The following is a 16,599-nucleotide window of genomic DNA, read 5'->3' on the forward strand; positions in this document are numbered from 1 at the left end:
CGCGCTGGCGCGTCAGCGGTTCTCCGGCGCGATGCCGCGGATGTCGGCGGCAAAGCGCGCGTGGGCTTCGGGATCGACCGGCCGGTGCTTGATGGTGGTCGACGGTGGATTATTGGCGACGTTGTTGCCATTCTTCCAGTCCCGCGCCGGACGGATCGGCCGTGCGACAAATCCGCCGCCGCAGTTGGGGCAGACGTTGGCCAGCACGTTGTCCACGCAATCCGCGCAAAAGGTGCATTCAAAGCTGCAGATGCGCGCCGCCGTGGAAGCGGGCGGCAATTGCAGGTTGCAGTGTTCGCACGACGGACGAAGCTCCAGCATGAATCTCTCCTTTTGGGTGGGTGGGGTTCGTGCCATCATAGCCGTCATTCGCCCGCGCGATTCCATTTTCTGCACCGCCCTCCTGCCATCCAACGACATGACCGACCGCACAGATCCCGCCGACAGCACGCTGAAAGCCGCCTTCCTGCGCCACGAAGAAACACTGGCGCCGCCGGGGCATGCGCTAGGCGAAGACGACAGCGCCGTCTATCGCACGCTGCTCGAATCGACCAAGGCGATTCCATGGAAAATCGACTGGGCCACGATGACGTTCAGCTATATCGGTCCGCAGATCGAAGCGTTGCTGGGATGGGCGCCGTCGACGTGGAAGACCGTGCACGACTGGGCTGACCGCATGCATCCCGACGATCGCGAGGCGGTGGTCAATTTCTGCGTGGCGCAGTCGCAGGCGGGCACCGATCATGAAGCCGACTATCGGGCGCTGACGCGCGACGGCGGCTACGTCTGGCTGCGTGACGTAGTGCACGTGGAGCGCAACGATAACGGCGAAGTGCAGGCGCTGATCGGCTTCATGTTCGATATCAGCGAACGCAAGCGCAACGAGGAAAAGCTCGCGCAGTTGCAGCATGAACTGGAACGCCTGTCGTTCACCGATGGATTGACCGGCGTGGGCAACCGCCGCATGTTCGACAACGTCCTGGCGCGGGAATGGACGGCGGGCGCGGCCAGCGGCGCGCCGCTGTCGCTGATCATCACGGACATCGATTTTTTCAAGTCCTACAACGACTACTATGGCCACGTGCAGGGCGACGCCTGCCTGAAGCAGGTTGCCGGCATCCTGCGCGATGCAGTTGGCCCCGACCATTTCCTCGGGCGCTTCGGCGGCGAGGAATTTGCCATGGTGCTGGCCAATACCGATGCCGATGCCGCCGTGGCGATTGCGGAACGCTGCCGCAATGCCATCGCCGGCGCATCGATCCCGCATATGCGCTCGCCATACGATCAGCGCGTGACGGCGAGCTTTGGCGTGGGCACGGTGCTGCCCGACGATCGCACCGATGCCACTGCGTTTCTAAACCTGATCGATGCGCAGCTCTATCACGCCAAGGATAACGGCCGCAATCGCATCGCGGCGGTGGATCGGTCCGGCATGCAGGGTGATGCGTTCCGGGTGCATTCGCGATGACATGTCCCGCGGCCACCGCCCGCCTGCGCCTGCGTGCGTGGCGCGCGGCGGACCGCCAACCGCTGCGCGCGCTGAATGCCGACGCGCAGGTAATGGCGTACTTTCCATCGACCCTGAACGCAGCCCAGAGCGATGCGTTGTTTGACCGCATCGTCGCGCATCACATGGCGCATGGGTTTGGCTTGTGGGCGGTGGAACGCGCCGATACGGCGGACTTTATCGGCTTTACCGGCTTGTCGATCCCGCAGTGGCAGCCGTGTTTTGGCCCATGCGTGGAAATTGGATGGCGGCTCGCCGCCGCGCATTGGGGCCAGGGATTTGCCACGGAAGCGGCGCGCACCGTGCTCGCTTTCGCATTCGAGTCGCTGGGTCTCGACGAAGTGGTCTCGTTCACAGCGGCCGTCAACTCGCGCAGCGAGCGCGTGATGGAGCGCATTGGCATGCACCATGCGCCGTCCGACGATTTCGATCATCCGGCGCTGCCGCCCGGCCATCCGCTGACGCGCCATGTGCTGTATCGACTGTCGAAAGACGCCTGGACTGCGCGTCATCGACAATGAGGCGCGATGACAGGCCCAGCACCCACCGGCCGCGTGCGCCGTCATGCAGCGGCTGGCGGCCAGATCCACTCCGGTGACTGCTGCTTCAGCCGGTCGGCCACCGCGCGGATTTCGATCATCGCCTGCGCGGCGATGGGCGATGGCGCGGAGGCCTTGCGGCTGACGATGCCCACCGAGCGCACGGGCCCATCGACGATCTCCGCCACGCGCATACCCTTGAGCGAAAGCAGCGGCATGATGCCCAGATAAGGCAGCACCGCGATGCCCAGCCCCTGTTTGACAAAGCCGGCGATAGTGCCGATCTGGTCGAGCTGAAGCTTGGGGCGGAACACCACGCCGCGCTGGAGGAATGCCGCGCTCATGTACTTCATCGCCGTGCTCGCGTCGGTCATGCTGATCAGCGGCAGATCGTTCAGATCGTCCATCGCCATGCGCGCGCCGAGGCGCTTTCGGCCCCACGCGCTCGGCGCCAGCAGCACAAAGCGGTCGCGCAGGATTTCCTCGTAGTGCAGTTCGGGATTCGATGGCGACGCCGACGCGAGCGCGAAATCGACCTGATAGTTGACGACGCGACCCACCGCCGCCTGATCCGCGCAATCGTGCACGGCGATATGCGGCTGCGCATAGCGTTGTTCCAGCGCCGCGCACACGCCGGGCAACAACACGTTGGCGAGCGATGGCAACGCCGCCACGGCAAGCCGATGCGCTTCCTGCTCGGCACGGCTCTGCATATGCTTCAGGCCGGTATCGAATTCGCCCACGATGCGCCGCGCCATGGGCACGAGCTGTTCGCCCGCAAGCGTCAGCCGCACGCTGCGCGTCGAGCGCTCGAATAGCGGCACGCCCAGTTCCTCCTCCAGATCCTTGACGGCCTTGCTCAACGACGGCTGCGTGACAAAGAACTGCTCGGCGGTGCGGCTGAAGTTCAGGGATTGAGCCAGCGATAGAAAGATCCTGAGCTGACGCGGCGTGACATTCATTCTCGTGACCTATCAATTTATCGATAAATGGAATTTCCGGGATAAATGTAGCTTGCCTAGAATGGGCCGGCAAATTTCACGATAACGGCGGGCAGGAGGGCGAAAGCGGCCCCGTTGCCGGCAACACGGAGACGCGATGCTGGATCTCAAAGGCAAGGTGGCGCTGGTGATGGGCTGCGGCGCAGTGGCCAAGGGCTGGGGCAACGGGCGCGCCACGGCGGTATTGATGGCACGGCAGGGCGCCAGCGTGTTCGGCACCGATCTGCATCTCGATCACGCCAATGAAACGCGCGACCTGATCGTGGCCGAAGGATTCGACATGGACGTGATGGCGTGCGACAGCACCCAGTCCGAGCAGGTGGCGCGCGCGGTACAGGCATGCATGGCGCGACATGGCCGCATCGACATCCTGGTCAACAACGTCGGGCTGTCGCAGCCCGGCGGCCCGGTCGATATGGAAGAGGCCGTGTGGGACGCGCAAATGCAGGTCAACCTGAAGGGTGCGTTTCTGGGCTGCAAGCATGTGCTGCCGATCATGCAGCGGCAGGGCGGTGGTTCGGTCGTCAACGTGGCGTCGGTGGCGGGTCTGCGCTACGTCGGCAAGCCGCAGGTGGCATATGCCGCGGCCAAGGCCGGGCTGATGCATTTCACGCGCACCACGGCCGTGATTCACGCGCCGGACAACATCCGTCTGAACTGCGTGGTGCCGGGGCTGATGCACACGCCGTTGATCGAAGGCCTGGCGGCCAAGTATGCGCAAGGCGACACCGACGGCTTTATCGCGCATCGCAACAATCAGGTGCCGATGAAGCGCATGGGCGATGGCTGGGACACCGCGCACGCCGTGCTGTTTCTGGCCGCCGACGAAAGCCGCTACGTGACCGGCACCGAGATCGTGGTCGACGGCGGTCTGGTTGCCGCCACGCGCTGACCGGACCGGCGCTGCCGCCGGCTGGCCGGAACGCGCCGCAGAGTGCGCCCGGCATTCATAACGAAAGGAGACAAACGATGACACGCATTTCCCGATGCCTGCTCGGTGCGGCCGCACTGGTCGCGACGATGCTGGGCGGCGCGCCCGCGCTGGCGCAGCAGCCGTATCCGAGCCAGCCCATTCGCCTGATCGTGCCGTTTGCGCCCGGCGGCGCGGTGGACCAGACCGCGCGCACGATTTCCGGTGCGCTAGGCAAGCAGTTGGGCCAGAGCGTGGTGATCGAGAACAAGCCCGGGGCGAGCGGCTCGCTTGGTGCAGCCGATCTGGCGCGCGCCAAGCCCGACGGCTACACCCTGATGCTGGCGCTCGACTCGCAGGCGGTGAATCACTTCACGGTGAAGAACCTGCGCTTCGACACGTTCGGCTCGTTCGACTATCTGAGCCTGCTGGTGACGACGCCGCAGGTGCTGGTCGTGCGCAGCGACATGCCGGTGAAGAATCTCGATCAACTGGTGGCGTATCTGAAGGCGCATCCGGCAACGTCGTATGGATCGGCGGGCACGGCGTCGGCCGGTCACGTGAACAGCGCGCAGCTCAGTTTGGCCAGGCAGCTCGCCACCACGCATATCCCCTACAAGGGCGCGGCGCCACTGCTGACCGATCTGCTGGGCGGGCATATCCAGTATGCGTTTGCAGGGCTGTCGGTGATGCTGCCGCATATCCAGGCGGGCAAGATCCGCGCGCTGGCCGTCAGCTCGCCGAAGCGTTCGGCGCAACTGCCCGATGTGCCTACCATGAGCGAATCGATTCCCGGCTTCGAGTATCCGACGTGGATCGGCCTGGTGGCGCCCAAGGGTTTGCCGCAGGAGGTGCGCGAGAAGATCTTGAGCGCGACGCGGGACGTGATGCATGATCCCGAAGTCGCGCGCCGCTTTGCGGAAAACGCGTTCGATATCGTCAACAATAGCCCCGAGGCATTCACCGCGCGTGTCAGGAAGGATTCGGACGTGATGTCCGATCTGGTCAAGCGCCGCGTGATCGCCGCCGAATAGTCGACGCCCATCGCAGCTCAATCACAGCCGCTGAATAAAAGGACATCCACGATGGCAAACATTCCTTACGCAGACCTGTCCGATCCGGCCGTGCGCCCGCTGGCGGACCGCATTACCGCCGAGCGCGGCAACGTGCTGCATCTCTACCAGATGCTGCTGCACGCGCCGCCCGTGGCCGAAGGCTGGCTTACGTACCTGACGGCGATTCGCCAGAAATCCACCTTGCCCGGCGCATTGCGCGAACTGGTGATCATGCGCGTGGCCATCCTGAATGGCGCGCCGTACGAGGCCGACCAGCATGCGCCGATCGCGCTCAAGGAAGGCATGACGCAGGCGCAGCTCGATGCGTTGCCGGCATGGCAGGACAGTGCGTTGTTCGACGACACCGAACGCGCGGTGCTGGCCTATACGGATGCCATGACGCGCAATATCCAGGTCGATGCGCCGGTGTTCGAGGCGATCCGCGAGCACTTCTCGCATCGCCACATCATCGAGCTGACGGCCACCGTCGCGGCCTACAACATGGTGTCGCGCTTTCTCGAAGCGCTGCAGGTGCATTCGCACGACGCGCGCTAGTCCCCGCCGGCCATTACCGAATCGCCCATGAAAAACGCCCCGGCGCACAATCGCGCCGGGGCGTATTCATTCGGTCTGGCTCCTCTCCGTCAGGCCGCAGCCGGACGGATCCGGCCTCAGGCGCTTACCGATTCCAGCGCCGCGTTCAGCGTCTTGCTCGGGCGCATCACGGCTTCCAGCTTGGCGGCGTCCGGCTGGTAGTAGCCGCCGATATCGACCGGCTTGCCTTGCACGTCCGACAGCTCGCCAACGATGGTCTTTTCGTTTTCCGTCAGCGTCTTGGCCAGCGGTGCGAAAGTCTTCGCCAGATTGGCGTCGTCGGTCTGCGCGGCCAGTTCCTGGGCCCAGTACATGGCCAGGTAGAACTGGCTGCCGCGGTTGTCGAGCTGGCCGGTCTTGGGCGACGGGCTCTTGGCGTTGTCCAGCAGCTTGCCGGTGGCCGCGTCCAGCGTTTTGGCCAGCACCTTGGCGGCGTTGTTGCCGGTCTTGATGCCCAGTTCTTCCAGCGACACGGCCAGCGCCAGGAATTCACCAAGCGAATCCCAGCGCAGGTGGTTTTCTTCCACCAGCTGTGCCACGTGCTTCGGTGCGGAACCGCCCGCGCCGGTTTCGTACATGCCGCCACCGGCCATCAGCGGCACGATCGACAGCATCTTGGCGCTGGTGCCCAGTTCCATGATCGGGAACAGGTCGGTCAGGTAGTCGCGCAGGATGTTGCCGGTGACCGAGATGGTGTCCAGGCCGCGGATCACGCGTTCCAGCGTGTAACGCATGGCGCGAACCTGCGACATGATCTGGATGTCCAGGCCGTTGGTGTCGTAATCCTTCAGGTACGTTTCCACCTTCTTGATCAGCTCGGCCTCGTGCGGACGGTACGGGTCCAGCCAGAACACGGCCGGCATGCCCGAATTGCGCGCGCGCGTGACGGCTAGCTTCACCCAGTCACGGATCGGTGCGTCCTTGACCTGGCACATGCGCCAGATATCGCCTTGCTCGACCTGCTGCGTCAGCGCCGTCAGCACTTCATTGGTGGCGTTGTCGACGATGCGGGCTTCGCCGTCTTCGGGAATTTCGAAAGTCTTGTCGTGCGAGCCGTATTCTTCAGCCTTCTGCGCCATCAGGCCCACGTTGGGCACGGTGCCCATCGTCACCGGGTCGAACGCGCCGTTGGTCTTGCAGAAGTTGATGATTTCCTGATAGATGCGGGCGAAGGTCGATTCCGGGATCAGGCACTTGGTGTCCTTGGTGCGGCCGTCGGCGCCCCACATCTTGCCGCCGATACGGATCATGGCCGGCATCGACGCATCGACGATCACGTCGTTCGGCGCGTGCAGGTTCGAGATGCCCTTGGCCGAGTCCACCATCGCCAGTTCCGGGCGATGTTCGTGGCAGGCGTGCATGTCGCGGATGACTTCCTCGCGCTTCGATTCCGGCAGCGCCTCGATCTTCGTGTACAAGTCGACCAGGCCGTTGTTGACGTTTACGCCCAGTTCGTCGAACAGCTTCGCGTGCTTGGCGAAGGCATCCTTGTAGAACACCTTGACGGCATGGCCGAACACGATCGGGTGCGACACCTTCATCATGGTCGCCTTGACGTGCAGGCTCAGCATCACGCCGGTCTTACGCGCGTCTTCCATCTGTTCTTCATAGAAGGCCAGCAGGGCCTTCTTGCTCATGAACATGCTGTCGATGATCTCGCCGTCCTGCAGCGCGACCTTGGGCTTCAGCACGATGGTCTTGCCGCTCTTGGTGACCAGTTCCATGCGCACTTCGCGCGCGCGGTCCAGCGTGATCGACTTTTCGCCGTGATAGAAGTCGCCGTGCTTCATGTGCGCCACGTGCGTGCGCGACGCCATGCTCCATTCGCCCATGCTGTGCGGATGCTTGCGCGCGTAGTTCTTCACGGCGGCCGGCGCGCGGCGATCGGAGTTGCCTTCGCGCAGGACCGGGTTCACGGCGCTGCCCAGGCACTTCGAATAGCGCTTCTGGATCGCCTTTTCTTCTTCGGTCTTCGGATCTTCCGGATAGTCGGGGATCTTGTAGCCCTTCGACTGCAGTTCCTTGATCGCGCTGACCAGCTGGAACACCGACGCGCTGATGTTCGGCAGCTTGATGATGTTGGTGTCCGGGTCCTGCGTGAGCTTGCCCAGCTCGGCCAGGTTGTCCGGCACGCGCTGTTCTTCGGTCAGGAACTCGGGGAATTCGCCCAGGATACGGCCTGCCACGGAGATGTCGCTGGTCACGACATTGACGCCCGCCGGCTTCGTAAACGTGCGGATGATGGGCAGGAAGGCACTGGTGGCCAGCAGCGGAGCTTCGTCGGTAAGGGTGTAGATGATGGTGGGCTGCTGGTTACTCATTGCATTTCTCGCATCGTATTCGGGTTTGGAAAATGCCCCGCCCGGGTCGCGGTTCGAGGCAAGACATCAATTTTGCCTGATTTTGCATGGCGGAGGTGCGATCCTGTATGTGAAATGCGGGCAATGTATGCAATGGGATTCATCCACCTGAACGGGTATTTTTCGATATCATGACGCTAAAATTGAATAACGACACTCAACTGCGCGGAAATTTCTCGGCCTCAAAATTCAGATGAATTCCGATTCATGAGTGGATCAGTCAGGTATGGAACGCGTCCCGGCGGACTGGCGCCGGCGGCGGGCGGTCGCCGCGCTCGAATTCGGCAATGATCTGCGCGCCAAACAGCAGCAGCGTGGCGCCGATTTCCAGACTCAGCAGCACCACGATGGCGGTGGTCAGCGACCCGTACACGCGTCCCACTTGGGAAAGCGTGGAAAAGTACCAAACCAGCACATGGCGCGAGATTTCCCACAGCACGGCGGCAAAGACCGCGCCGACCAGCGCATGGCGGATCGACAGGCGGCCCACTGGCATGACCATGTAGATCGAAGTCAGCAGCAGGATTTCGCCGATAAAGCCGAGCAGATAGAGCAGCCAGCCCGACAGCCGGTCCAGCGACCAGTTGTGGCCGAGCACTTCCACATGGCGCTCGCCGATGGTCTGCAGGCCGCCGGCCACCAGCGTGACCACCAGCAATCCGAGACTGAGCACGACGATGTAGCAGTACGGCAGGATCGCCGACACCAGGAAGTGCCGGCGCCGGATCGCCACGCGATGCACAAAGATGACCGACATGGCGTTTTCCAGCACCGTGAAGGCCAGCGAGCTGAAAAAGATCATGGTGATGCCGAGCACCCAGCCGATCACGCCGCGGTTGCTGACGAAGCGCGCCAGTTCGATCACCAGCGCGCGGGCCTGGCCGGGCAGCAGCCATTCGAGATAGCGCTCGAGCGTTTCCAGCAACTCGGCCGGATCCACCACGTGCGACAGGCCGATCAGCATCAGAATCAGCAGCGGCACGATCGACAGCAACGCGTAATACGCCACGGCGCCGGCCAGCAATAATCCCTGGTTGGCGCGGAAATGCCGGACCGTGCGGAGCATGAATCTGACGGGGTGCCGCAGCACCAGCCGTATGCGGGTATCGGAAAGCGGCATGGCTGCGGGCAAACGCCGGAAACGGATCTGGATCCAATGTGGATGACCGCCCCGCACATGGCAAGCGGGCTTTGTCTGACAGATCGGCCGCATGGCGGCCAGCGCAAGCGACGCAGCCCTGCCTATAATCACTCTCCGCTGTGCGCCCATCGCCGACGCCCTCGCCCATCGCCATCGACATCGCCCCCATTCCATCATGCTCAACTGGCACGAACTTGCGTTCTTCTCCCTGGCCTGCCTGATCCTTGTGCTGACGCCCGGTCCCAACATGATCTATTGCGTGTCGCGCGCGCTGTGCCAGGGTCGTGCCGCGGGGCTGATCTCGCTGTCGGGCGTGCTGCTTGGATTTGTGGTTCACCTGATGGCCGCGGCGCTGGGCCTGACGGCGCTGCTGATGGCGGTGCCCTTTGCGTTCGATGCGATCCGGCTGGCCGGCGCGGCGTATCTGCTGTGGCTGGCATGGCAAGCCGTGCGTTCCGGTGGCGCGGCACCGTTCCAGGCCCGTGCGCTGCCCGCCGATCCTCCGCGCAAGCTGTTCAGCATGGGGTTTGTCACCAACCTGCTCAATCCCAAGGTGGCGATGTTTTACCTGTCGTTCTTCCCGCAATTTCTGCACCCGGAAAACGGTTCGGTGCTGATGCAAAGCCTGCAGCTGGGCGCGGTGCAAATTGGCGTCAGCGGCGCGGTCAATTGCGTGCTGGTGCTCGGCGCGTCGGGCATCACCGCGTTTCTGTCGCGCAGCGAGCGCTGGCCGCGCGCGCAGCGCTATGTCATGGGCAGCGTGCTGGGCGTGCTGGCATTGCGCATCGCCCTGACGGACCGAAAATAATCGCCGAGCCCCAACCGCTCACACCGGCCGCGACATGCCGTAGGGAAAGCGCGTCTGCGCGGCCATCTGCGACAGATGCTCGCGCAGATGGCTGATTTCGGCGCACAGCTGCAGCGTCAGGAAAGCATGCGAGCTGGATCCGATGGTGGGATCGTCGGGATGCGGCGACGGCAGCGACGGATGCTGATGCACCAGCGTTTCATCGCCGGATTCAAGCGCGGCCGCCATTTCCAGCAACAGGTCGCGGATATTGCGCTCCTCGTCGCCGATATCGCCCACCAGGTCGGGATCGATCGCCGCCAGCATCTCCAGCGCGCTGATGCAGACCCGCGCGCTGTGTTGCACATCCTCCAGATCGTCCACCGGCACCTTGGTCTCCTTGGACACGGAAGGGATCAGGCTGCGCAACTGCACCAGCGTGGCGGACAGCTTCATCATGTCCTGCTGGCGCACCTTCCCGTCGCGTTCGCCGCGCTCGATTTTCGCGTGCACTGCCGCGCAGGCGCGCAGCAGGCTGGCCAACTTGAAGCGCCACGAGTACGACGCATAGGCGGGTAGTGCGAAGGAGAACGCCAGCGCGATCACGGTGCCGATCAGCACATCGATCGTGCGCCACAGCGCGTCGTAGACATCCTGATTGCCGTGGCCGGCTGTAATGACGACGGTGATCGCAGCCAGCAGCGCGAGATATCCGCCCTTGCCGACCGCGTGATACGCGCAGTAGCCGCAGACCAGCGCGAGCAGGCCCCAGGTCAGCATCGGCAGGCCGAACCATGTTTCCTGCAGGATCAGCACGAAGCCGATCAGCGCGCCGATCAAGGTGCCCGCCCCGCGCTCCGCGGCGCGCCGGCGAATATTGCCGTGATGCTGCAGGCCGCCGATCACCACCAGCACGGTAATGGTGGCCCATTCCCCGTGCGGGATGTCGATGCCCGTGGTGAGCGCAATGGAGGCCAGCAAGGCCAGCGCCACGCGCGTGGCGTGGAAGATGCGGGCTTGCCGGAATCGTCGGTCGGGGTCTAACAGCGCGCTGGTTGTTTTTCGCAGTGCCTCGAACATGGCGGCGATCACCGTACGGAGATCTGAACGCTTCGAGTGTAGGGAACGCGCCGCATGTTCCGCAATGTTTACATTTGGCGAGCCGCGCAGCGGCGCGGCGCCCGGTGGCAGTGGCGGGGTCTGCACGGCAACCCTGCGCGGCGATCAGGAAGGATCTTTGGTGCGCGTGCGCGACACGGCCGACATGATGCCGATGCCGAGCACGATCACGCAGGCGATGCCGATATAGACCGGCGCAAGTCCGGCAATGGACAGACCCCAGGCAATGCCGCCCACCAGCAACAGCAGCCCGATCAGATAGAGCGCGAACGACATGGCGGATACCTCCTGGACATGAAGTGAGTTATACGGACATCACATCGCCGCGCGTGCAGCGTGTGGCTCACTGTCAATGTAGGAAGGATGACCGCCGCGCGGGATCGGGCGATGGCCGAGCCTCGCGTAGGCAGACGCTGACGCAGTTGGCAGTCGTGCATCCGATCCGGAACGAAAGCGCTCCGAACGGGCGGGACGCGTGCATCGCGGCGCGCGCCCAGGTAGCGTGCTCAGCCAGCCGCCAGGCTGACGCCGCCGGCCGGCGCCTGCGCACGGCCGTCGCGGCCGTACATTTCGTTGGGCGTGAGACCGCCCTGGCGCAGCACCTGGATGGCTTCCTGCGTGAATTCGAGATGCGCGTTGACGATGGCGCCGTTCAGCTCGTTGGCGTCGCGCGCCTTGCTGGCAAAGAACACCACCTTGCGCCATGCCTCGGCCACGTCGGCGTGGACTTCGCGGCCCAGCAGCAGGCCGCCGTCGCCGATGCGCAGGCCAAGCGCGATCATCTGCGCCTCGCGTGCGGCGGTGGCGCGCGTCAGCGCCTGGGCCAGTTCCATCTTGGTGTTGAGCAGGGCGCTCAACGCCTGGAAATCCTGCCGCTTGATGGCTTCACGCTCATCTGCAAGGGCACGGCCGAAAGCCGCGATGGCGGTGGCTTCTTGCGACAGGGACTGGATCAGGGCTGCTTGGCTCATGTCAGGGTCAGGATTGGCTTGGCGCCTGGCTCAGCTCGTGCAAAGAGGCGAGCAGGCCATCGGCGATCTTGCTGGGATCGATCTTGATCCGGCCTTCCGCAATTGCCTGACGCACCTCTTCCACCTTGGCGGCGTCGATGTCGCTATCGCTGTCCTGCAGCAGGCGCGCACCAATTTCGCGCACCTGTGCGGCCAGCGGGCTGACGCGCACGCCGGTCAGGCTGGAGGGGTCCGTCGCTGCGGTGCCGCTGGCCGCCGCGCGGGCATTGCCTTCGGTAGCCGCGGAATCGGCGGGCCGGGACGGAGTGGAATTGTTGATCTTCACGGTGAAATCCTTGCTGGGTTCCTCTGACTTATCGGACCGGCGGCCAGAAACTTTAGGTGCTTTCCCTCGATTTCCGGCCGCTTCCCGACTCAGGCCGCCCGCATTTTCGCACGGTCCGCCTGTGCCGGTTGAGACTACGACGCTTTCCTGCCCGGTCGCGGGTCCCAGCACGTGTGACGACTAACTTACCGGTACTGCAAAAAGTGATTTTCTCGACAATTTCGCGGTTTATTGCTGCAACACCACGGTGTCGCCGCTGCGCACCAGGCCGCTTACCACCTGTCCGTTGCGCAGCCGCACCTGCACCGCGTTGCCCGTGGTGGCGTCGCTCAGGACCTTGCCTTCGCTGGTCAGCTGGAACGAATCGCCTTCCACGGTGACGTTGACGGTCTGGCCGGACTTGACCGCGATCGGGCGCCGCAGCAGGTCGGTGCGCAGCGGCGATCCGGCGGCGATCCGGTTGGCGGCGACACTGCCCTCGACCTGCGCCGGATCGGTGACCACCGCACGCGGCAGCGCGCCCAGGTCGCCCTGGCGCATTTCCAGATCGGCGGCGGTGATGGTTTCGCCCGGCCCCATCGCGCGCGCAGCCACGTAATAGTCAGTCAGCACCGACACGCGCGCCTGCACGTAGCGCGTCCACGGACGATCGCCGCCGCAGCGCACGCCGACATTGACGCGCCCGTACGGCGCGGCGCCGGCCGGAAGAAATGGTTCGGGATTCACGCACTCGGGCGCGCGTCCGCCCGAAGGCGGCACCACTTGCACGCTGACCTTGCCCGGCAAGCCATTGGACTGGCGCAGCAGGAACTGCTCGACAGCCACGCGGGCCGGATCGTCGACGAACGGCGTGGCCGCGGCCTGCGTGGCTTGTGGATAGGCGGCGGCACCCGGCGGCGCCACCGGCGTGACCTGGGCGGGGGCGGCTGCTGCGGGCTGCGCCAGCGCAATGCCGGCCAGCGCCATCAGCGCGGCGGCCTGGCGATAGAAAGTCATAGGGTCATCCCAGCGAGGATGAGACGGCACGGCTTGCGTGCAACCGATGCGGATTTGCCCGCGCGGCGATGCCGTCGCACAACAGTTGAACATCCGTGAAAGTGCCGCGAGGCGTGTCGCCCACCGTGACGCGGCCGAGCCTCGCACCAACCGCCGACGCCTTGCGCGATGGGGCCTGGCGCCGCAATCCGCACTGCTTCGATATCAGTCAGTGGGAGCCATTGTAGGCAGCCTCGCGCGAGAGACCGAGCCGGAAATGCGCGGGTTTCTCGTCGTTATTCGCGCGATTGGCGTGACAGGACGGCCCATAAGATGGCAACCCTGAAGAAGCCCGGCTTGGGCGTATACCCAGGTCTACGGCAGATCTCTCCCCGAAATGAAGCCATTGCAGGAAAGGCAGACATCATGGACAGACTCGATGCGGCGTTCCGCTTCCAGCAGGAAGCACTAAGCCTGCGGACCCAGCGGCAATCGGTGATTGCCTCGAACATCGCCCATGCGGATACGCCGGGCTACAAGGCGCGCGATTTCGATTTCGCCAGCACGCTGGCGCAGTCGGTGGAGCGCGGCAATCAGCAGCGCGACGGCGTGTCGCTGTCCACCACGTCCGCCCGTCACCTGCCGGCCCAGGCGCCTGCCATCAGCAACAGCGAGCGCGATCTGGAATACCGCATTCCGCTGCAGTCGAGCATCGACGGCAACACCGTGGAAATGGACACCGAGCGCGTGGCCTTTGCCGACAACACGGTGCACTACGAAGCGGGCCTGACCGTGATGAGCGCCAAGATCAGGACGATGCTGTCCGCGATCCAGAACTAACGGAGAGACGCGATGGGTTCCATGAATATCTTCGACGTGGCCGGCTCGGCCATGGCCGCGCAGTCGCAGCGCATGAACGTGACCGCGTCGAACCTGGCCAACGCGGACAGCGCCGTGGCGCCCAACGGCCAGCCGTATCGCGCGAAGCAGGTGATTTTTGAAATGGCCCCCACGCCCGGTCAGACCGATGTGGGCGGCGTGCAGGTGGCCGGCGTGATGGAAGACAACGCGCCGGCGCGCATGGTCCACAACCCGTCGCATCCGCTGGCCGACGCCAACGGCTACGTGACGATGCCCAACGTGAACCCGGTGGAAGAGATGGTCAACATGATCTCGGCGTCGCGTTCGTATCAGGCCAATGTGGAGGTGCTCAACACCGCCAAGAACATGATGCTGAAGACGCTGACCATCGGTCAGTGACGCCCAACCTTTTTTCGAATCCACCGAACGTCCATCCGGACGGTACAACACCATGGCAACCACTTCTTCCGTAGGCAACAGCACTTCGTCGTCGGCCGTCAACCAGGCCCTGCAAAGCGGCAGCGCCAGCGCCGCCGACCTGCAGAACAACTTCCTGACGATGCTGGTCACGCAGATGAACAACCAGGACCCGCTCAACCCGCTCGACAACTCGCAGCTGACGTCGCAACTGGCGCAGATCAGCACCGTGAGCGGCCTGCAGACGATGAACGAGACGCTGAACCAGCTGCTGACGCAGACCGCCGCCAGCCGCGCGATGGATTCGGCCAGCCTGATCGGCAAGACCGTGATGGTGCCGGGCTCGGCCGTGAGCGTGTCCGGCGGCGTGCCCGGCAAGATCGGCGTGGATATCCCGTCGACTGCCGACGCGGTGTCGGTGCAGGTGCTCGACAAGGCCGGCAACGTGGTGCGCACGATCGACATGAAGGGCCAGACCGCCGGCGTGCACGACATCGCGTGGGACGGCAAGAACGATCAGGGCGCCCCGGTGGCCGACGGCGACTACAGCTTCAAGGTTGCCGCCACGGCCAACGGCAAGGACGTCACGCCGGTTGCGTTGGTGTACGGCAAGGTGCAGGCCATCAGCGGCGACAGCAGCGGCGTGCTGGTGGATCTGGGCAACGGCCAGACCGCCAACGTCGACGACGTGCGCCGCATTTCCTGATTTCCAGCGTCAACCAAGAACGCATTCATTGCATGACCCGGTCCGGCATACGCGCGGGCATTTCACGAACGACAGCCTTCCATAGGGGAAAATCATGGGTTTTGGTCAAGGGGTAAGCGGCCTGAACGCCGCGGCGTCCAACCTGGACGTGATCGGCAACAACATCGCCAACGCCAACACGGTTGGCTTCAAGCAATCGACCGCGCAATTCGCGGACGTCTATGCAGGCTCGAAGATCGGCCTGGGCACGCGCGTGAACGCGGTGGTGCAGTCGTTCACCAACGGCAATATCTCGACCTCGGGCCGCAGCATGGACGTGGCCATCAGCAACGGCAATGGCTTCTTCCGCCTGACCAACACCGACGGACAGGTCTACTACTCGCGCAACGGCCAGTTCCAGCGCCTTGACGACGGCCGGCTGGTCAACGCCACGGGCCTGCAGGTCACCGGTTATCCGCCGGGCTCGACGGCCGGCGGCGTGGCACCGCAGCCGATCACGATCAGCAACGCGCAGATGCCGCCGAAGGCCACCACGAATATCGCCGCGCAGTTCCAGCTCGATTCGCGCAGCGCCGTGCCGGCCAACGCGTTTGCCAGCAATCCGGCCACCGTTCCGCCGACCGTGCCCGATTCGACGATGTTCAGCTACAGCACGGCCATGACCGTGTATGACTCGCTGGGCAACAAGCAGCAGCTGACCGCATATTTCGGCAAGACCGGCACCACCAACGCCGGCGGCGGCAACGACTGGAACATGAACGTGACCGATGCCGCGGGCAATATCCTCAGCACGATCACCATTTCGTTCAACGCCAATGGCACGATGACGGGCACCACGCCCGCCAATCCCACCGTGACGCTGCCGGCCGCCAACGGCGCCGCCGCGATGACCGCCGCCGTGAACCTCACCGGCTCGACGCAGTTCGGTTCGGACAACGATCCGAAGAGCATCGTGCAGAACGGTTTCGCCTCCGGCGCGCTGGTGGGCTACGCGGTGCAGGAAGACGGCACGATCCTTGGGTCGTACTCGAACGAGCAGACGCTGTCGCTGGGCCAGATCGCGATGGCGTCGTTCGGCAACGTCGAAGGCCTGAAGCCGCAGGGCGACAACGTGTGGTCCGCCACGGGCGCATCGGGCCAGGAACTGCTCGGCGTGGCCGGCGGCGCGATGGGCACGCTGAAGTCCAACGCGGTGGAAGAATCGAACGTCGACCTGTCGGGCCAGCTGGTCAACCTGATCGTCGCGCAGCGCAACTACCAGGCCAACGCGCAGACCATCAAGGCACAGGACACCGTCCTGCAGACCCTGGTGAACATCTGATCGATGGCAC

Annotated in this window: 19 protein-coding genes; 10 read left to right on the forward strand and 9 right to left on the reverse strand. The window is 64.4% G+C overall.

What is annotated here, in order from left to right; all coding sequences use genetic code 11:
- Positions 1–12 precede the first annotated feature (12 nt).
- On the reverse strand, positions 13–321 hold the full coding sequence (locus AC1RKI_RS18865) for a DUF1272 domain-containing protein (RefSeq protein ID WP_492796564.1): 309 nt from the start codon (positions 319–321) through the stop codon (positions 13–15).
- Positions 322–418: 97 nt separating this feature from the next.
- Between AC1RKI_RS18865 and AC1RKI_RS18870 the strand changes: the two genes are divergently transcribed.
- Positions 419–1,468: a sensor domain-containing diguanylate cyclase gene (locus AC1RKI_RS18870; RefSeq protein ID WP_492796566.1), complete on the forward strand. Its 1,050-nt coding sequence runs from the start codon at positions 419–421 to the stop codon at positions 1,466–1,468.
- On the forward strand, positions 1,465–2,028 hold the full coding sequence (locus AC1RKI_RS18875) for a GNAT family N-acetyltransferase (RefSeq protein ID WP_492796568.1): 564 nt from the start codon (positions 1,465–1,467) through the stop codon (positions 2,026–2,028). Before AC1RKI_RS18870 ends, AC1RKI_RS18875 begins: the two co-directional genes overlap by 4 nt.
- A 41-nt stretch (positions 2,029–2,069) precedes the next feature.
- Here AC1RKI_RS18875 and AC1RKI_RS18880 read toward each other — a convergent pair whose 3' ends face one another.
- Entirely contained in the window at positions 2,070–3,008 is a 939-nt protein-coding gene (locus tag AC1RKI_RS18880; protein ID WP_492796570.1) for a LysR family transcriptional regulator, read from the reverse strand.
- Between the two features lie 136 nt (positions 3,009–3,144).
- Here AC1RKI_RS18880 and AC1RKI_RS18885 point away from each other — a divergent pair, with 136 nt between their 5' ends.
- The 3 genes from AC1RKI_RS18885 to AC1RKI_RS18895 all read left to right on the forward strand — a co-directional run bounded on the left by AC1RKI_RS18885 (position 3,145) and on the right by AC1RKI_RS18895 (position 5,567).
- Positions 3,145–3,939, forward strand: a complete 795-nt coding sequence (locus AC1RKI_RS18885; RefSeq protein WP_492796571.1) for an SDR family NAD(P)-dependent oxidoreductase — start codon at positions 3,145–3,147, stop codon at positions 3,937–3,939.
- 77 nt (positions 3,940–4,016) lie between these two features.
- On the forward strand, positions 4,017–4,991 hold the full coding sequence (locus tag AC1RKI_RS18890; protein ID WP_244788542.1) for a Bug family tripartite tricarboxylate transporter substrate binding protein: 975 nt from the start codon (positions 4,017–4,019) through the stop codon (positions 4,989–4,991).
- Between the two features lie 51 nt (positions 4,992–5,042).
- Complete coding sequence (locus tag AC1RKI_RS18895; RefSeq protein WP_492796573.1) at positions 5,043–5,567, forward strand: carboxymuconolactone decarboxylase family protein; 525 nt, start codon at positions 5,043–5,045, stop codon at positions 5,565–5,567.
- Between the two features lie 116 nt (positions 5,568–5,683).
- On the opposite strand, the gene AC1RKI_RS18900 is transcribed toward AC1RKI_RS18895, so the two are convergent.
- Both AC1RKI_RS18900 and AC1RKI_RS18905 read right to left on the reverse strand, forming a co-directional pair.
- Complete coding sequence (locus AC1RKI_RS18900; RefSeq protein WP_061957347.1) at positions 5,684–7,927, reverse strand: NADP-dependent isocitrate dehydrogenase; 2,244 nt, start codon at positions 7,925–7,927, stop codon at positions 5,684–5,686.
- A gap of 259 nt (positions 7,928–8,186) precedes the next feature.
- The gene (locus tag AC1RKI_RS18905) at positions 8,187–9,086 is read right to left on the reverse strand and encodes a YihY/virulence factor BrkB family protein (RefSeq protein WP_492796575.1); all 900 of its coding nucleotides are present in this window, start codon (positions 9,084–9,086) and stop codon (positions 8,187–8,189) included.
- Positions 9,087–9,282: 196 nt separating this feature from the next.
- On the opposite strand from AC1RKI_RS18905, the gene AC1RKI_RS18910 reads away from it, so the two are divergent.
- Positions 9,283–9,915, forward strand: a complete 633-nt coding sequence (locus AC1RKI_RS18910; RefSeq protein WP_492796577.1) for a LysE family translocator — start codon at positions 9,283–9,285, stop codon at positions 9,913–9,915.
- Positions 9,916–9,933: 18 nt separating this feature from the next.
- Here AC1RKI_RS18910 and AC1RKI_RS18915 read toward each other — a convergent pair whose 3' ends face one another.
- From AC1RKI_RS18915 to flgA, 5 genes are all read right to left on the reverse strand, one after another.
- The gene (locus AC1RKI_RS18915; protein WP_227460408.1) at positions 9,934–10,974 is read right to left on the reverse strand and encodes an FUSC family protein; all 1,041 of its coding nucleotides are present in this window, start codon (positions 10,972–10,974) and stop codon (positions 9,934–9,936) included.
- 144 nt (positions 10,975–11,118) lie between these two features.
- On the reverse strand, positions 11,119–11,289 hold the full coding sequence (locus AC1RKI_RS18920; protein WP_061957350.1) for a hypothetical protein: 171 nt from the start codon (positions 11,287–11,289) through the stop codon (positions 11,119–11,121).
- Positions 11,290–11,519: 230 nt separating this feature from the next.
- Positions 11,520–11,984, reverse strand: coding sequence for a flagella synthesis protein FlgN (locus tag AC1RKI_RS18925; protein WP_061957351.1), 465 nt, complete (start codon positions 11,982–11,984; stop codon positions 11,520–11,522).
- 7 nt (positions 11,985–11,991) lie between these two features.
- Positions 11,992–12,309, reverse strand: a complete 318-nt coding sequence (gene flgM, locus AC1RKI_RS18930; protein WP_061957352.1) for a flagellar biosynthesis anti-sigma factor FlgM — start codon at positions 12,307–12,309, stop codon at positions 11,992–11,994.
- Between the two features lie 228 nt (positions 12,310–12,537).
- Positions 12,538–13,305 (reverse strand): flagellar basal body P-ring formation chaperone FlgA, encoded by a 768-nt coding sequence (flgA, locus tag AC1RKI_RS18935; protein ID WP_492796580.1) that lies wholly within the window; start codon positions 13,303–13,305, stop codon positions 12,538–12,540.
- A gap of 402 nt (positions 13,306–13,707) precedes the next feature.
- Here flgA and flgB point away from each other — a divergent pair, with 402 nt between their 5' ends.
- The 4 genes from flgB to flgE all read left to right on the forward strand — a co-directional run bounded on the left by flgB (position 13,708) and on the right by flgE (position 16,589).
- Positions 13,708–14,124 (forward strand): flagellar basal body rod protein FlgB, encoded by a 417-nt coding sequence (gene flgB, locus AC1RKI_RS18940; RefSeq protein ID WP_061957401.1) that lies wholly within the window; start codon positions 13,708–13,710, stop codon positions 14,122–14,124.
- 12 nt (positions 14,125–14,136) lie between these two features.
- The gene (gene flgC / locus AC1RKI_RS18945) at positions 14,137–14,544 is read left to right on the forward strand and encodes a flagellar basal body rod protein FlgC (RefSeq protein WP_061957354.1); all 408 of its coding nucleotides are present in this window, start codon (positions 14,137–14,139) and stop codon (positions 14,542–14,544) included.
- A gap of 52 nt (positions 14,545–14,596) precedes the next feature.
- Entirely contained in the window at positions 14,597–15,268 is a 672-nt protein-coding gene (locus AC1RKI_RS18950; RefSeq protein WP_150982353.1) for a flagellar hook assembly protein FlgD, read from the forward strand.
- Positions 15,269–15,362: 94 nt separating this feature from the next.
- Positions 15,363–16,589 (forward strand): flagellar hook protein FlgE, encoded by a 1,227-nt coding sequence (flgE, locus tag AC1RKI_RS18955; RefSeq protein ID WP_061957356.1) that lies wholly within the window; start codon positions 15,363–15,365, stop codon positions 16,587–16,589.
- Positions 16,590–16,599 lie beyond the last annotated feature (10 nt).

This window comes from Cupriavidus sp. GW822-FHT06G04, assembly GCF_058799075.1.

Coding starts and splice junctions, on each gene's coding strand:
- AC1RKI_RS18915 (WP_227460408.1), bottom strand. CDS start 10,974: ATGTTCGAGGCACTGCGAAAAACAACCAGCGCGCTGTTAGACCCCGAC.
- flgE (WP_061957356.1), top strand. CDS start 15,363: ATGGGTTTTGGTCAAGGGGTAAGCGGCCTGAACGCCGCGGCGTCCAAC.
- flgA (WP_492796580.1), bottom strand. CDS start 13,305: ATGACTTTCTATCGCCAGGCCGCCGCGCTGATGGCGCTGGCCGGCATT.
- AC1RKI_RS18895 (WP_492796573.1), top strand. CDS start 5,043: ATGGCAAACATTCCTTACGCAGACCTGTCCGATCCGGCCGTGCGCCCG.
- AC1RKI_RS18900 (WP_061957347.1), bottom strand. CDS start 7,927: ATGAGTAACCAGCAGCCCACCATCATCTACACCCTTACCGACGAAGCT.
- AC1RKI_RS18885 (WP_492796571.1), top strand. CDS start 3,145: ATGCTGGATCTCAAAGGCAAGGTGGCGCTGGTGATGGGCTGCGGCGCA.
- AC1RKI_RS18870 (WP_492796566.1), top strand. CDS start 419: ATGACCGACCGCACAGATCCCGCCGACAGCACGCTGAAAGCCGCCTTC.
- AC1RKI_RS18865 (WP_492796564.1), bottom strand. CDS start 321: ATGCTGGAGCTTCGTCCGTCGTGCGAACACTGCAACCTGCAATTGCCG.
- AC1RKI_RS18950 (WP_150982353.1), top strand. CDS start 14,597: ATGGCAACCACTTCTTCCGTAGGCAACAGCACTTCGTCGTCGGCCGTC.
- AC1RKI_RS18905 (WP_492796575.1), bottom strand. CDS start 9,086: ATGCCGCTTTCCGATACCCGCATACGGCTGGTGCTGCGGCACCCCGTC.
- AC1RKI_RS18925 (WP_061957351.1), bottom strand. CDS start 11,984: ATGAGCCAAGCAGCCCTGATCCAGTCCCTGTCGCAAGAAGCCACCGCC.
- AC1RKI_RS18910 (WP_492796577.1), top strand. CDS start 9,283: ATGCTCAACTGGCACGAACTTGCGTTCTTCTCCCTGGCCTGCCTGATC.
- AC1RKI_RS18920 (WP_061957350.1), bottom strand. CDS start 11,289: ATGTCGTTCGCGCTCTATCTGATCGGGCTGCTGTTGCTGGTGGGCGGC.
- AC1RKI_RS18880 (WP_492796570.1), bottom strand. CDS start 3,008: ATGAATGTCACGCCGCGTCAGCTCAGGATCTTTCTATCGCTGGCTCAA.
- flgC (WP_061957354.1), top strand. CDS start 14,137: ATGGGTTCCATGAATATCTTCGACGTGGCCGGCTCGGCCATGGCCGCG.
- AC1RKI_RS18890 (WP_244788542.1), top strand. CDS start 4,017: ATGACACGCATTTCCCGATGCCTGCTCGGTGCGGCCGCACTGGTCGCG.
- AC1RKI_RS18875 (WP_492796568.1), top strand. CDS start 1,465: ATGACATGTCCCGCGGCCACCGCCCGCCTGCGCCTGCGTGCGTGGCGC.